Raw genomic sequence first — 14,631 nt, 5'->3', positions numbered from 1 at the left:
TGCCCCAACCGGTGCCGATCTCGAGCAGATGGTCGCCGGGTTGCAGCGCGAGCTTCTGGCAGATCCGCTGCAGTTTGTTCAACTGCGCCTGTTCGAGGCTGTCCTCTGGCGTAAGGAACTGCGCCGCCGAATACATCATGGTCGGATCAAGAAATTGCTCGAACAGATCGTTGCCGAGGTCGTAGTGCGCGGCGATGTTTTTCTGCGAACCCTTGCGCGTATTGCGGTTGAGCCAATGCAGGCCTTGCACCAACGGCCGGCCGAGGCGTGCCAGGCCGCCCTCCATGGCATCGAGCACGTCGAGATTACTGACGAACACGCGGACCACCGCCGTCAGATCCGGTGAACTCCAATAACCGTGGATAAAAGCCTCACCGGCACCAATCGAACCGTTGCCGGCGACCATGCCCCAGACGGCCGGATCCAGCACATGGATTTCCCCGAGCAAAGCACTGCCCGGTGTACCGAACATCAGCCGTTCGCCATCCTCGACCACCAGCAGTTGCCCGTTTTTCAGTTGGGCCAATTGGCGCAACACGCCACGGCGCAGCAGCGACCCGGTCAAACCGTTGGTGCTGAGCCGACTGACCGACAGACTAGAGGATTTCATGGCGGTGCTCCTTGGGAGGCACAGTGGCGGTTTGAAAACTGCCGTCGGCAGCCTGATGAGCAAAGAGCGGTACGCGTTTGAGCAGCAGGCGCAGTGCCTGCCAGTAAATCGCCAAGGCAGTTTTCGCGGTCATCCACGGAAAGCGCCGCAAGTAACGATGCAGGCTGCGACGATCAAGATTTTCGCGTTGCAGATTGAGTGTGGCGTCGAACAGTTTTTGCTCGCCTTGCCAGTCGGCCATGTGCACACCGAGGGTTTGCGCGGCGGGACTGAAACTCATGCGATATTCGAGATCGCGCGGCAAGAACGGCGAAACGTGAAAGGCCTTGGCCACGGCGAAGTGCTGGTGAAAATCCTGCAGATCGACGGGCGTGCGCGCCGGCAGCACGTAGTGATAGCGCTCGCGCCACGGCGTGTTGGTGACTTCGCAGACAATCGCGGCGAGTTGCCCGTCGGCCTCATGGCAGTAAAAGAAACTCACCGGATTAAACGACAGCCCCCAACTGCGCGCCTGGGTCAGCAGGCAAATCGAGCCTTGCGGTTCATGGCCGATAGCGAGCCCGACCTGCTGACGCACGGCATCGATCAGGCGCATGCCACGGCTGGTAAAAGTCTTCAGGTAGTCAGTCTCGCGAAATGAAAACGGCGCAAAGCGACTGCGCCCGGCCAGCGGTGACAGTGCAAGCACGGCGTCCTGTTCACTGAGATCGAGGTAGAGCAAACCGATCCGGTAGCGGAACTCATGGCGGCGCGGCGAAAAACGCCGATGGCCGATCCAGCCGCTGTACAGGGCGCTGTTCATAGGGTTTCCCCAAACGCGGCGGCCACACGCAAGGCGCTGACCACACCGTCCTCATGAAAACCGTTGGCCCAATAGGCGCCGCAATAATGCGTGTGCTGCGCGCCATCGAGTTCGCCCCAGCGTTGCTGTGCGGCCGCTGCTGCGAGGCTGAATTGCGGATGGGCATAGGTGTAACGGGCAAGCACTTTGTCCGGGCTGATGCCGGCGCTCTGATTGAGGCTGACGCAGAACGTGGTGTCGCTCTGAATGCCCTGCAGAATGTTCATGTCGTAGGTGACGGCGGCGTGAGTATGGCCGGCGCCACTGAGGCGATAGTTCCAGCTGGCCCAGGCCAGTTTTCGCGTGGGCAGTAAACGCGTGTCGGTGTGCAGCACCACTTCATTGTCGGCGTAGGGCAGGGCGCCGAGGATCGCGCGTTCGGCATCGCTCGGGACCGCCAGCAGTTGCAACGCTTGATCGCTGTGGCAGGCGAATACCACCTGATCGAAGTGTTCGAGGCCTGCCGGGCTGTGGATAACTACGCCATGCACGTCACGATCAACCCGCGTGACCGGGCAATTGAGGCGAATCCTGTCCTTGAACGCTGCAGTCAGCGGCGCGACATAAGCGCTGGAACCGCCTTCGATGACTTGCCACTGCGGACGATCACTGACCGACAACAGCCCATGGTTCTTGAAGAACCGCACGAAAAACTGCAGCGGGAAATTGAGCATTTCCGCCATTGGCATCGACCAGATCGCCGAACCCATCGGCACGATGTAATGCAGGATGAAGCGTTCACCGTAACCGCCAGCCTTGAGGTAGTCGTCAAGGGTGGTGTCGGCAGCGATGCGCAGTTCGACGAGGTCGCGCTGGGCTTCTTTGTTGAAGCGCAGAATGTCGCGCAACATGCCCCAGAACCCCGGTGAAAACAGATTGCTGCGCTGGGCGAAGAGGCTGTTGAGGTTATTGCCGTTGTATTCCAGACCGGTGTCCGGGTCGGTCACCGAGAAACTCATTTCCGTCGGTTTGAACGCCACGCCGAGCTGGCCGAGCAAACGGATGAAGTTCGGGTAGGTCCAGTCGTTGAAGACGATGAAGCCAGTGTCCACGGCGTACTGCCGTCCTGCGACGGTGACGTCGACGGTGTGCGTGTGGCCACCGACCCAGTCGCTGGCCTCGAACACCGTGATCTCGTGCCGGCGATTGAGCAGGTGGGCGCAAGTCAGCCCGGCGATCCCGCTGCCGACGATGGCAATTTTCATGTCGGATCCGTCAGCGGAGGTGACTTGCGCACCATGCGCTTGCCGATTGCCAGTTGTACCCGCGACGGAAGTTTCGACAGCGGCCACAACGCGGCCATGAACAGTGCCGGAAAGGCGATTTCCAGCGGCCGGTCCTTGAGCTTGGCGAAGATGTGCCGCGCGGCTTTATCCACAGGCCAGCTCAACGGCATGGGGAAATCGTTTTTGGCAGTCAGCGGCGTTTCGACAAAACCGGGGCTGACCACGGTGACTTCAATGCCTTCGTCGGCCAGATCAATGCGCAGCGATTCGAACAGGTAACGCAAACCGGCCTTCGAGGCGCCGTAGGCTTCGGCCCGTGGCAGCGGCAGGTAGGTGACCGAACTGGCTACCCCGATCAGATGCGGCGCGGTGCCTTTGCGCAGCAGCGGCAGCGCGGCCTCGATGCAATAACTGCTGGCGAGCAGATTGGTACGCACCACATGCTCGATGATCGAGGAGTCGAACTGTTTGGCATCGACGTATTCGCAGGTGCCAGCGTTGAGAATCACCGAGTCCAGCGAACCCCAGTCCTCGGCGATCTGCTCGCCGATTTCGCGCACCGTCTGGCTGTTGGTCAGATCCCCCGGTACCACCAAAACCTGCCCCGGATAGCGTTGCGACAAGACCTTGAGCGGGGCGATCTGACGGGAACTGACCGCCAGGTGCGCGCCGGTTTTCAGGATCTCTTCAGCCAGCGCGGCGCCGATGCCACTGCTGGCCCCGGTCAACCAATAACGCCGTGGAGGTGTACGACTCATCCCATTCTCCTTTTCAGCCAGGCGATGACCCGGCCCAATACTGGCAAGTGTTCATACAGCAGCGCCCCGGCATCAAAATAATCCCGATGGCGATAAACCTTGTCGTGCCACAGCAAGTGCGAGCAACCGCTGACGCGAATCACGCGGCCACCCGCCAGACGCGGGTGGCGATAACTCATGACCCAGCGCAAGTAGCCTTCGCAGTCGCCGATCTGGTCGAAACCATGAAAGTCGAAACGCAGCTCGCTGACGTTGGCGTATAGCTCGCCGAAGTAGTCGCGAAGCTGTGCCAGCCCCTGCACTTCGTGCAGCGGGTCGGTGAAGTGAATGTCATCGCTGTACAGCTCGCCCAGGCTTTGCAGGTTGTCTTTGTTCAACGCTGAAAATTGCCGGGCGAAGCGGCGCAGGAATTCACTCATCGTCGCCTCCTGTAGACGTACGCGCAGGCAGGTTCTTGAAGGCTGCCAAGGCCCTTTGGCGTGAGGTGCTGAGGTTGACGATCGGCGACGGATAATCCGCAGCGCCGAACAACCCACCGACGTCGGCAGGGTTGTGCACTTGTTTTTTGTTGAGGTCGGCCAGTTCCGGCAGCCAGTGCTTGATGAACAGGCCTTCGCTGTCGAATTTTTCCGACTGGCTCAACGGGTTGAAGATGCGGAAGTACGGCGCCGAATCGGTGCCCGTCGACGAACTCCATTGCCAGCCACCGTTGTTCGCCGCCAGATCGCCGTCGATGAGGTGGCGCATGAAAAAGCGCTCGCCTTCGCGCCAGTCGATCAACAGGTTTTTGGTCAGGAACATCGCCACGACCATGCGCAGGCGATTGTGCATCCAGCCGGTTTCGAGCAATTGGCGCATGGCCGCATCGATGATCGGCAGCCCGGTGCGCGCCTCTTGCCACGCGGCGAGATCGTCCGGCGCATCACGCCAGGCGAGGGCTTCGGTTTCCGGGCGAAAGGCGCGGTGCCGCGAGACCCGTGGATAGCCGACCAGGATGTGTTTGTAGAACTCGCGCCACAGCAGCTCGTTGATCCAGGTGACCGCACCGACCTTGCCGCTTTCGAACTCGCCCTGATTGCTTTGCAGGGCGGCGTGCAGGCATTGGCGCGGTGAGATCACGCCGGCAGCGAGATACGCCGAGAGCTGACTGGTGCCGGGTTTGGCCGGGAAGTCGCGTTCGCTCTGGTAGTAATCGATCTGCGCGTCGGTGAAGGTGTCGAGGCGGCGTCGGGCTTCCTGTTCGCCGGCGGGCCACAGATCGCGCAGGGATTGGCTCGGGGTGGAGAAGCCTTTGACGGCGTCGGGAATCGGGTCGCTGTCTATCGCCAGTTTTGCCTGTTTACCTGGGGCCTTGACCAACGCGGGCATCGAGCGATGCAGGCGTTCGTAACAGACTTTGCGAAACTGGCTGAACACCTTGAAGTAACTGTCGGTCTTGGTCAGCACCGTGCCGGGTTTGAACAGCAACTGGTCGAGATAGCTGTGAAAGGTGATGCCTTCGGCCTTTAGTGTTTCGCCTACCGCTGCATCGCGACGGCTTTCGTGGACGCCATATTCTTCATTGACGTGAACCGCCGCAATCTTCAGTTGCCGGCAGAGTTTGAGCAGTTCCGCCGGGGCTTGATCCCAATGGGTTGCAGTGCGAATCAGCAACGGGATGTTGAGTTGGCCAAGGCTGGCGCTCAGCTCACGCAGGTTGCGCAACCAGAAGTCGACCTTGCACGGCGCATCGTCATGTTCCAGCCACTGCTGGGGGCTCAACAGGTACACGGCGACCGTCGGGCCGCGCGCGGCGGCGGCCGCGAGGGCAGTGTTGTCATGTTGGCGCAGGTCGCTGCGCAGCCAGATCAATTGCATGTCGGAACTCACTGCGTCCATTAAATCAGCCCACGCTGAACGAGTACCTGGTGCGCCATCAGCGGATCTTCAGCCAGGAACAAATCAACAATCTCGGAAGTTCTTACGGACAACTCGGCGTGGTGGATGCATACCGTTGGTCCGACGATCAGTTTTGGGCAACTCGCCCCCGTCAATAGTTTCGGCAACTGCGCAAGGTTCATGGCTTTGCTGGAATACAGCAGTACGCCACGGGCTTGCAGGTGTTCGACAGCCAGTGCCAGTTCTCCCGCCGGCAACGGCCAGTCAAACACTTGCACCGGACAATCAGCGCTACTGATCAGCCACGCGCATAGCCACAGATGAGGTTCCAGTGACAGGTCGGAGTGATTGATTAACAACAGCGGGGCGCCATTCAACTGACGATTGTTATGGTAGATGCGTGCGCCGAATTTGCTGCGTAACCACGAATAAAAGAACAGGCGCTCCATCTGCGCGCCGAATTGGCCCTGCCAGCGCTGCTCCAGTTCAGCCAGCAGCGGCATCAGCAATTGCTCGCACAACGTGCGTGGCGGATAGAGGGCCATGGCCTGATTGACGCTGTCATCGAGGCTGCGTTCACTGAGTTGCGTGACGGCGGTCAGCAACGTCTGGCGCAAGCGTTGCCAGTCGTTTTCCACCGATTCGCTGAACGCCTGTGGCGTGTCGAGCAGTGGTTTGACCTGACTGACTGCCACGCCACGGTTGAGCCAGGTGAGGATGGTCAGAATTCGCTGCACATGTTCGGCCGAGTAGAGCCGGTGCCCCTTGGGCGTGCGTTGCGGGACCACTAGCCCGTAGCGGCGTTCCCATGCCCGTAGGGTGATGGCGTTGACGCCGGTCTGCCGCGCGACTTCGCGGATCGGCAGCCAGCCCTCGTCGAGGGCTTTTTTAAAATCAGCGCCAAGGTCTTCCTGGGCACTGCTATCGAGTTTGTCGTTCATTAGATTGCGTTTCGCAGGCTGAGGTTTTCCGGGTGCGGTTGCAGGTAAACCTGTTGCGCGATGTACGAATCCGGATGGAGGCGAAAGTGATGCTTGAGCAATGTCAACGGCACCACCAGCGGCACGATGCCTTGGCGGTACTGGCCGATGACGTGTTGCATTTCCTGTTTGTCTTCGGCGCTGATCGCCTGTTTCAGATAACCGCTGATGTGCTGCAGAACATTGCTGTGGGTGCCGCGGGTGGCGCATTTCTTCAACGCTGCCATCAGCTCGCTGAAGTAGCGTGGGCCGAGTTCGACGGGATCGGTGTCGGCCATGTTGCCGAGCAGTTTGCCCAGCGCTTTGTATTGCAGCGGGTTGTGCGCCATCAGCAAGTATTTGTAGCGCGAATGAAATTCGGTGAGGGCGCGACGGCTCAGGCCGCCAGCGAGGACTTGTTGCCATTCGCTGTAGGCGAACACACGGGTGATGAAATTTTCGCGCAGCACCGGATCGTTGAGGCGCCCGGCTTCTTCCACGGGCAGATCCGGGTGCTGTGCGCAGAACGCCTGGGCGTAAATCCCGCGCCCGCCGCCGTTCACCGGGGCGCCGTTGGTGTGGTAGACCTTGACCCGTTCCAGGCCGCAGGACGGCGATTGCTGCATGAAGATGTAGCCGCAGATGTCGTCGAGTTCAGCGGCCATTTTCTCGCCGTATTCGGCCAGTGGCTGGGTGACGTTGATCGTTGGGTTGACCGTGCCAATGGCTTCAGGATGTTCTGGATCGCCGACGAGGCGGATCGGCTCGCGGGGAATGCCCAAGCCGATCGCCACTTCCGGACACAGCGGGACGAAGTCGAAATGCTCGGTGAGGGTACGGCTGCACAGGCGTGATTCCTTGTGGCCACCGTTGTAGCGTACCTCGGCACCCAGCAGGCAGGCGCTGATGGCGATTTTTGGCTTGGCTACGCAAGGATCTGACATGGGCACCTCGAATCTGTACCTGTACAGAGGCAAATCTCTGTACAACTTTCTTCAGCATAGATTCGTGGGTGTACAAGTCAAATTATTTGTATAACTTTTTTGGTTGATGCGATTCCTGTAGGAGTGAGCCTGCTCGCGATAGCGGTATGTCATTCAATGCATCTGTTGAATGTTAATCCGCATTCGCGAGCAAGCTCGCTCCCACAATGGTCGGTGGCTATTTCCAGCCTTGCAGCCATTCAGCGTTGTTTTGTAGTGTCTGCCAATCGAGTCGCTCAGCACGTTGGGTCAACACCGCCTGCAACTCAACCTCCAGCACCGTGCCTTCCTCGTCGCGAAACAGCTCTGTCACCAGAAAGTGTTTTTCACGATTCTGCGGGTGGGCTGCTGTCCATTTCGACAGCAGCAATTTACGCGGATTGATGCGGTTCATTGCAGGTGTTCGTGCAAGCGTCGCGCTGCTTCCTGGCCACTGAGCCAAGCGCCTTCGACGCGCCCGGACAGGCACCAGTCGCCGCAAGCATACAAACCCAGATCGGCATCGGCCAGGGTGCCCCATTCGTGGCCCGTCGCCGGACGTGCGTAGAGCCAGCGGTGGGCGAGGCTGAAGGTTGGCGCGGGCATGGCGCTGTGCAGCAATTCGGCAAACGCACCGTGCAGATGCTCGATCACCGCTTCCTTGGACAGGTCGATGTGTTGCCGGCTCCACGCGCTGGTGGCATGCAGCACCCACGTGTCGAGGGTGGTGTCGCGTCCCGGTTTGCTGCGGTTGCGCGCCAGCCAGTCGAGTGGGCTGTCTTGTACGAAGCAGCCTTCGATCGGCGTATCCAGCGGCGTTTCGAAGGCGAGGGCGACGGCCCAGGTCGGCTCCATTTTCACCCCGGCGGCGGCACCGGCCAGCTTCGGCGCAGCGGCCAGTAATGCCGTCGCTTGCGGCGCTGGCGTGGCAATCACCACGTGGCTGAACGGCCCGTGGGTGAAGCCTTCGGCGTCTTGCAAATGCCAGTGCTCTTCACCGCGAAAAACTTCGGTAATCCGGCAGGCGAAATGCACTTCCAGACCGTCGAGCAAACCACGGGTGATGGCGCTCATGCGCGGCGTGCCGACCCAGCGGGTCTGCTCGTCCGGCGACAGATTCAGCTGCCCGCCCTGGTAGGTGTAGAGCTGTGGCGTCCACTCGGCGACCCAGCCCTGGCTTTGCCAACGCTGCACTTCGGTGACGAAGCGCCGGTCACGGGCGGTGAAATATTGCGCGCCCATGTCCAGCGAGCCAGCGTCGCTGCGCTTGCTCGACATGCGGCCGCCGCTGCCGCGACTCTTGTCGAATAATTGGATGGTATGCCCGCTCTCTGTCAGAGCCTGGGCGGCGGAGAGCCCGGCGATGCCGGTGCCGATGATTGCGATAGGTACAGTCATAGGGGCCTCGTTTACCTTTCTGTACAGACTACGCCGTGGATGAAACCTGTACAATTTTGTTTTTTGGTATAACTTCTAGCGTTCTCGTTCTGACAGCTTGGCCTATGGTTAAACAATAGAGCCTGCCCGATAGAAAAGATCCCTGCTTATAAAAATAGACTAGTGATCCGGGTTAAACGCCACGCGAGGGAGATGTGATGCACATATTGCTGACCGGCGGTACTGGTTTGATCGGACGTCAGCTCTGCCGACACTGGTTGCAGCAGGGGCATCGCTTGACGGTGTGGAGCCGCGAGCCGGAGAAAGTCGCGAAGATTTGCGGTGCGCAGGTGCGTGGCATCGCGCGTCTGGAAGACCTCGGCGAAGAATCCGTGGACGCGATCATCAATCTGGCTGGCGCGCCAATTGCCGATCGGCCGTGGACCCATCGCCGCAAAGCGTTGCTGTGGAGCAGCCGTATCAAACTCACAGAAACGCTGTTGGCCTGGCTCGACACGCGAGCGCAGAAACCGCCGCTGCTGATCTCCGGTTCGGCGATCGGCTGGTATGGCGACGGTGGTGAGCGCGAGTTGACCGAAGAATCGCCGCCGGTGATCGACGATTTCGCCAGCCAGTTGTGCATCGCCTGGGAGGAAACCGCACTGCGCGCCGAAGCGCAGGGCATCCGCGTGGTGCTGGTGCGAACCGGGCTGGTGCTGTCGGCCGAGGGCGGCTTTTTGTCGCGCTTGCTGTTGCCGTTCAAACTCGGTCTGGGCGGGCCGTTGGGCAATGGTCGGCAGTGGATGCCGTGGATTCATATCAACGATCAAATCGCCCTGATTGATTTTCTTCTGCACCGCGAGCAGGCCGCTGGTCCTTATAATGCGTGCGCACCGCAACCGGTGCGCAATCGCGAATTTGCCAAGACGCTGGGCAGCGTTTTACACCGCCCGGCGTTCATGCCGATGCCGACGCTGGCGCTGAAGGTCGGCCTCGGTGAGATGTCTTTGTTGTTGCTCGGCGGCCAGAAGGCTATGCCGGCACGCTTGCTGGAAGCGGGTTTCACTTTCCAGTTCACGGATTTACGCGCGGCTCTGGATGATCTCTCCAGCCGCCTCTGAAATAGGACGTTGCATGACCGATCACGCCTTGCTTCTGGTCAACCTGGGTTCCCCGGCCTCTACCTCGGTGGCCGATGTGCGCAGCTACCTCAATCAATTCCTGATGGACCCGTATGTGATCGACCTGCCATGGCCGGTGCGGCGTCTGCTGGTGTCGCTGATCCTGATCAAACGCCCAGAGCAATCGGCCCACGCCTATGCGTCGATCTGGTGGGAGGAGGGTTCGCCGCTGGTGGTGCTCAGCCGTCGCCTGCAACAGCAGATGACCTCGCAGTGGACCCACGGCCCGGTCGAGTTGGCGATGCGTTACGGCGAGCCGTCGATTGAAACCTGCTTGCTCAAACTGGTTGCGGCGGGGCACAAGCGCATCACGCTGGCGCCGCTGTATCCACAGTTCGCCGACAGCACCACAACCACGGTGATCGAAGAAGCGAAACGGGTAATCCGGCAGAAGAAACTCGACGTGCAACTGTCGGTGCTGCAGCCGTTCTACGATCAGCCGGAATATCTCGATGCGCTGGTTGAAAGCGCGAAGCCGCATCTGCAGCAGGATTACGATCACTTGCTGCTGAGCTTCCACGGTTTGCCCGAGCGGCATCTGACCAAACTCGATCCGACCGGCAATCATTGCTTCAAGAATGACGACTGCTGCAAGAACGCTTCGCCTGCGGTATTGGCGACCTGTTATCGCGCGCAATGCCTGCGTACCGCAGCGTTGTTCGCTGAGCGCATGGGCTTGCCGGAGGGCAAGTGGTCGGTGTCGTTTCAGTCGCGTCTGGGCCGGGCCAAGTGGATCGAACCGTACACCGAAGCGCGGCTGGATGAACTGGCGAAAAGCGGCGTGAAGAAGATTCTGGTGATGTGCCCGGCGTTTGTCGCCGACTGCATCGAGACGCTGGAAGAGATCGGTGATCGCGGCAAGGAACAGTTCCGCGAAGCGGGGGGCGAGGAATTGGTGTTGGTGCCGTGCCTGAACGACGACCGGCAATGGGCGAAGGCGTTGGCAACCCTCTGCGAACGAGCGCCGCTGGCGTTGTGATGATCGTTCCCACGCTCTGCGTGGGAATGCCTCTAGGGACGCTCTGCGTCCAGTGACGCGGAGCGTCACGGGCTGCATTCCCACGCAGAGCGTGGGAACGATCAGATCTAAAGTTTTAGATCAGCGGCTCATCCGCCTTCTTGTTCTTCCAGCCATCATTGCCCGGCAGAATCAGGTTCAGCGCAATCGCCACCACCGCGCACAGCGCGATGCCTTTGAGGCCGAAGTCGTCCGGACCGGTACCGGTGCCGACCAGCACACCGCCAATCCCGAACACCAACGTCACCGAGACGATCACCAGATTGCGCGCTTCGCCCAGATCGATCTTGTGACGGATCAGGGTGTTCATGCCCACCGCGGCGATTGAACCGAACAACAGGCACAGAATCCCGCCCATCACCGGCACCGGAATGCTTTGCAGCAGCGCGCCGAACTTGCCGATGAACGCCAGGCTGATGGCGAAGATCGCCGCCCAGGTCATGATTTTCGGGTTGTAGTTCTTGGTCAGCATCACCGCGCCCGTCACTTCGGCGTAGGTGGTGTTTGGCGGACCGCCGAACAGACCGGCGGCGGTGGTAGCAATGCCGTCACCGAGCAGGGTGCGATGCAGGCCCGGCTTCTTCAGGTAGTCACGACCGGTCACGCTGCCGACGGCAATCACGCCGCCGATGTGTTCAATGGCCGGGGCCAATGCCACCGGAACGATGAACAGAATCGCCTGCCAGTTGAACTCCGGCGCGGTGAAATGCGGGATCGCAAACCATGGCGCGGCGGCAATCTTCGCGGTATCAACGACGCCGAAATAGAACGCCATACCAAAACCGACCAGCACGCCGGAAATGATCGGCACCAGACGGAAGATGCCTTTACCGAACACCGCCACGATCAACGTGGTCAGCAGTGCCGGCATCGAGATCAGCATCGCGGTCTGGTAGTGGATCAGTTCAGAACCGTCGCCCGCCTTGCCCATCGCCATGTTCGCGGCAATCGGCGCCATGGCCAGGCCAATGGAAATGATCACCGGACCAATCACCACCGGTGGCAGCAGACGGTCGATGAAACTGGTGCCTTTGATCTTCACGGCAAGGCCTAAGAAGGTGTAGACGAAACCGGCCGCCATCACCCCGCCCATGGTCGCGGCGAGGCCGAACTGGCCCTTGGCGAGAATGATCGGGGTGATGAAAGCGAAGCTCGACGCCAGAAACACCGGCACCTGACGCCCGGTGACGATCTGGAACAGGATCGTCCCTAAACCCGCGGTAAACAGTGCCACGTTCGGGTCCAGGCCCGTGATCAGCGGCATCAGCACCAGGGCGCCGAAAGCCACGAACAGCATCTGGGCGCCGGACAGCACCGTGCGCCAGAGCGGATCGTTGAACTCTTGCTGCATGGTCACGCGTCCTTCTGCTTGGTGCCGAAGATCTTGTCACCGGCGTCGCCAAGTCCTGGGATGATGTAACCGTGCTCGTTCAAGCGCTCATCGATGGACGCGGTGTAGATGGTCACGTCCGGGTGAGCTTTTTCTACTGCTGCAATACCTTCCGGTGCGGCAACCAGCACCATCGCGCGGATGTCCTTGCAGCCGGCTTTCTTCAACAGATCAATGGTCGCAACCATCGAGCTGCCGGTAGCGAGCATCGGGTCGATGATCATCGCCAACCGTTCGTCGATTTCCGGAACCAGTTTTTCCAGGTAGGTGTGCGCTTGCAGGGTTTCTTCGTTGCGGGCAACGCCCACAGCGGAGACCTTGGCGCCCGGGATCAGGCTCAGCACGCCTTCAAGCATGCCGATGCCGGCGCGCAGGATCGGCACGACGGTGATCTTCTTGCCGGCGATTTTCTCGACCGACACGGTGCCGCACCAGCCTGCAATATCGTAGGACTCCAGCGGCAAATCTTTTGTAGCTTCATAGGTCAACAGGGCGCCGACTTCCTGAGCGAGCTCACGGAAGTTCTTGGTGCTGATATCGGCGCGGCGCATCAGGCCGAGTTTATGACGGATCAGCGGATGGCGGATCTCGAGGATGGGCATGGAAAAACTCCGGCGGCGGGCAAAAAAACCGGCCTAGATTAATCTATCCGAGGGTGATGTCCTATAGGACATTCTGTACGTTAGTCCATAAAGGCTTGATTCGGCCCCGCGAGATGCGTACCTTTGCCCGCTTTTCGCAGCCATACCCCCCCACATTCCCCCCTGGAGAGCGCCATGTCCGCTGATCTCGAGCATATCCGTCAAATCATGCGAGAGGCTGACTGCCTGTACACCGAAGCTGAAGTCGAGGCGGCCATCGCCCGTGTCGGTGCACAAATCAACGAACAACTGGCTGACAGCAACCCGGTGGTGTTCTGCGTGATGAACGGCGGCCTGATTTTCTCCGGCAAGCTGCTGACGCATCTGCAATTCCCGCTGGAAGCGTCCTACCTGCACGCGACCCGTTATCGTAACGAAACCAGCGGCGGCGACCTGTTCTGGAAAGCCAAGCCGGAAGTCTCGTTCATCGACCGTGATGTGCTGATCATCGACGACATCCTCGACGAAGGTCACACCCTCGGCGCGATCATCGACTTCTGCAAACACGCCGGCGCGCGCAAAGTGCACACCGCCGTGCTGATCGACAAGGACCACGACCGCAAGGCGCGTCCGGATCTGAAAGCCGATTTCGTCGGCCTGCCGTGCATCGACCGTTACATCTTCGGTTACGGCATGGACTACAAAGGCTACTGGCGCAACGCCAACGGGATCTTTGCCGTTAAGGGCATGTAAGACCCTGCACCATCCCCTGTAGGAGTGAGCCTGCTCGCGATAGCGTCGTATCAGTCAACATCAACGTTGCTGACACAGCGCTATCGCGAGCAGGCTCACTCCTACAGTTGTTTTTTGTGTGCTGATCCGTTTTTGTACACCCATGCTAGAGTGCTCGGCCCCGCCCCCCGGAGCCTGTCATGCGCCTCTTGATCCGCAGCCTCGCCGCGCTTTTACTGACCCTCAGCCTGCCGCTTTTTGCCGCGCCGATGCACAGCCAGTTCCTGCCGCCGGACGATCTGACCGTGCGCGATGCCGAACCCGAGCAGCAACAACTCATGCAAGTCACCGACTACTCCGTAGTGGTGGGCGCGCAGCGCCAGTCCAATCAGCAGCCGATCCCGGTCACGTCGCCGCTGATGATCCGCCTCAAAGGCAAGTCCCTGAACAAGGGCGCGACGATCACTCAGGTGCTGGTCAATTTCGATGGCGAAAGCAAAAGCCTGAAAAAGCCGATCTACGACGACAAGAGCAAGACCCTGACGCTGTATTACCCGTTGGCCCAGTACCGGGTGATCATCGATCTGCTGCGCAATGACACCGTGTATGTGCAGTTCCTCAGTTACGCCAACGGCCATATCTGGGCCGATTTGCACACCGGGGCGGTGCGATCGCGTTGAGCCGGGCGACCGGGCAGGGGTAAACTGCTCGCCCCGTGTAATGTCTGCGAGCTGGAGTCGGCAATGCGTAAAGATAAGAAACAAGTGATTGGTGACGAGATCGGCGATGAGCAGATCAAGCTGTTCCTCGATTTTGAGCCGGTCGACGCCACCTCTCCGTCGCTGCACAAATTGATCAAGGCCTACCGTGGCCTGCGTATCGATGACTTCGAGCGCTTCCTGGGCTTCTTCGTTGCTGCCGGTTATGACGTTGATGGCAAAGACGAGCACGGTCAGACGTTTGTTGAGCAGATCAAGGATCAGCGCAACGCGGCCGAGTACATCGAGCTGATCGACAAGGCCCGCGGCTAAGATCAAGGTCAAGATCAAAAGATCGCAGCCTGCGGCAGCTCCTATGTATGGACTCGCCCCACCATTCAACCCGCTTTTGAACACTGC

General features: G+C 60.1%; 17 protein-coding genes. 5 read left to right on the top strand and 12 right to left on the bottom strand.

Features of this window, described 5'->3' with window-relative positions; all coding sequences use genetic code 11:
• The 10 genes from ACWR1S_RS29785 to ACWR1S_RS29740 all read right to left on the bottom strand — a co-directional run.
• Positions 1-610: class I SAM-dependent methyltransferase (locus ACWR1S_RS29785; protein WP_454566006.1), on the bottom strand; the 610-nt coding region annotated here is incomplete at its 3' end.
• Positions 597-1,412 (bottom strand): DUF1365 domain-containing protein, encoded by an 816-nt coding sequence (locus tag ACWR1S_RS29780; protein WP_454566005.1) that lies wholly within the window; start codon positions 1,410-1,412, stop codon positions 597-599. The genes ACWR1S_RS29785 and ACWR1S_RS29780, both read right to left, overlap by 14 nt.
• Complete coding sequence (locus ACWR1S_RS29775) at positions 1,409-2,656, bottom strand: NAD(P)/FAD-dependent oxidoreductase (RefSeq protein WP_454566004.1); 1,248 nt, start codon at positions 2,654-2,656, stop codon at positions 1,409-1,411. The genes ACWR1S_RS29780 and ACWR1S_RS29775 overlap by 4 nt, the downstream gene beginning before the upstream one ends.
• Complete coding sequence (locus ACWR1S_RS29770) at positions 2,653-3,435, bottom strand: SDR family NAD(P)-dependent oxidoreductase (RefSeq protein WP_141127545.1); 783 nt, start codon at positions 3,433-3,435, stop codon at positions 2,653-2,655. The genes ACWR1S_RS29775 and ACWR1S_RS29770 overlap by 4 nt, the downstream gene beginning before the upstream one ends.
• Positions 3,432-3,854: a nuclear transport factor 2 family protein gene (locus ACWR1S_RS29765; protein WP_016987206.1), complete on the bottom strand. Its 423-nt coding sequence runs from the start codon at positions 3,852-3,854 to the stop codon at positions 3,432-3,434. The genes ACWR1S_RS29770 and ACWR1S_RS29765 overlap by 4 nt, the downstream gene beginning before the upstream one ends.
• The gene (phrB, locus tag ACWR1S_RS29760; protein ID WP_454566003.1) at positions 3,847-5,292 is read right to left on the bottom strand and encodes a deoxyribodipyrimidine photo-lyase; all 1,446 of its coding nucleotides are present in this window, start codon (positions 5,290-5,292) and stop codon (positions 3,847-3,849) included. The genes ACWR1S_RS29765 and phrB overlap by 8 nt, the downstream gene beginning before the upstream one ends.
• A 20-nt stretch (positions 5,293-5,312) precedes the next feature.
• A complete protein-coding gene (locus tag ACWR1S_RS29755) occupies positions 5,313-6,254 on the bottom strand; it encodes a MerR family transcriptional regulator (RefSeq protein ID WP_454566002.1) in 942 nt (313 codons plus the stop codon).
• Entirely contained in the window at positions 6,254-7,216 is a 963-nt protein-coding gene (locus tag ACWR1S_RS29750) for a YbgA family protein (RefSeq protein WP_454566001.1), read from the bottom strand. The genes ACWR1S_RS29755 and ACWR1S_RS29750 overlap by 1 nt, the downstream gene beginning before the upstream one ends.
• 217 nt (positions 7,217-7,433) lie before the next feature.
• Complete coding sequence (locus ACWR1S_RS29745; RefSeq protein WP_093441373.1) at positions 7,434-7,649, bottom strand: TIGR02450 family Trp-rich protein; 216 nt, start codon at positions 7,647-7,649, stop codon at positions 7,434-7,436.
• Complete coding sequence (locus ACWR1S_RS29740; RefSeq protein ID WP_454566000.1) at positions 7,646-8,632, bottom strand: NAD(P)/FAD-dependent oxidoreductase; 987 nt, start codon at positions 8,630-8,632, stop codon at positions 7,646-7,648. The genes ACWR1S_RS29745 and ACWR1S_RS29740 overlap by 4 nt, the downstream gene beginning before the upstream one ends.
• A gap of 197 nt (positions 8,633-8,829) precedes the next feature.
• Here ACWR1S_RS29740 and ACWR1S_RS29735 point away from each other — a divergent pair, with 197 nt between their 5' ends.
• On the top strand, positions 8,830-9,732 hold the full coding sequence (locus ACWR1S_RS29735) for a TIGR01777 family oxidoreductase (RefSeq protein ID WP_454565999.1): 903 nt from the start codon (positions 8,830-8,832) through the stop codon (positions 9,730-9,732).
• Between the two features lie 13 nt (positions 9,733-9,745).
• Complete coding sequence (gene hemH / locus ACWR1S_RS29730; protein ID WP_454565998.1) at positions 9,746-10,771, top strand: ferrochelatase; 1,026 nt, start codon at positions 9,746-9,748, stop codon at positions 10,769-10,771.
• 115 nt (positions 10,772-10,886) lie between these two features.
• Here hemH and ACWR1S_RS29725 read toward each other — a convergent pair whose 3' ends face one another.
• Both ACWR1S_RS29725 and upp read right to left on the bottom strand, forming a co-directional pair.
• On the bottom strand, positions 10,887-12,161 hold the full coding sequence (locus tag ACWR1S_RS29725; RefSeq protein ID WP_454565997.1) for a uracil-xanthine permease family protein: 1,275 nt from the start codon (positions 12,159-12,161) through the stop codon (positions 10,887-10,889).
• A gap of 2 nt (positions 12,162-12,163) precedes the next feature.
• Positions 12,164-12,802: a uracil phosphoribosyltransferase gene (gene upp / locus ACWR1S_RS29720; RefSeq protein WP_007912842.1), complete on the bottom strand. Its 639-nt coding sequence runs from the start codon at positions 12,800-12,802 to the stop codon at positions 12,164-12,166.
• Positions 12,803-12,976: 174 nt separating this feature from the next.
• Between upp and ACWR1S_RS29715 the strand changes: the two genes are divergently transcribed.
• The 3 genes from ACWR1S_RS29715 to ACWR1S_RS29705 all read left to right on the top strand — a co-directional run bounded on the left by ACWR1S_RS29715 (position 12,977) and on the right by ACWR1S_RS29705 (position 14,544).
• Positions 12,977-13,534: a hypoxanthine-guanine phosphoribosyltransferase gene (locus ACWR1S_RS29715; RefSeq protein ID WP_008086142.1), complete on the top strand. Its 558-nt coding sequence runs from the start codon at positions 12,977-12,979 to the stop codon at positions 13,532-13,534.
• A 179-nt stretch (positions 13,535-13,713) separates the two neighbouring features.
• Entirely contained in the window at positions 13,714-14,193 is a 480-nt protein-coding gene (locus tag ACWR1S_RS29710; RefSeq protein ID WP_454565996.1) for a hypothetical protein, read from the top strand.
• Positions 14,194-14,256: 63 nt separating this feature from the next.
• Positions 14,257-14,544: a PA4642 family protein gene (locus ACWR1S_RS29705; protein WP_454565995.1), complete on the top strand. Its 288-nt coding sequence runs from the start codon at positions 14,257-14,259 to the stop codon at positions 14,542-14,544.
• Positions 14,545-14,631: the final 87 nt, after the last annotated feature.

This window comes from Pseudomonas sp. AIG, assembly GCF_977020205.1.
This window is presented reverse-complemented; position numbering and strand designations above follow the sequence as displayed.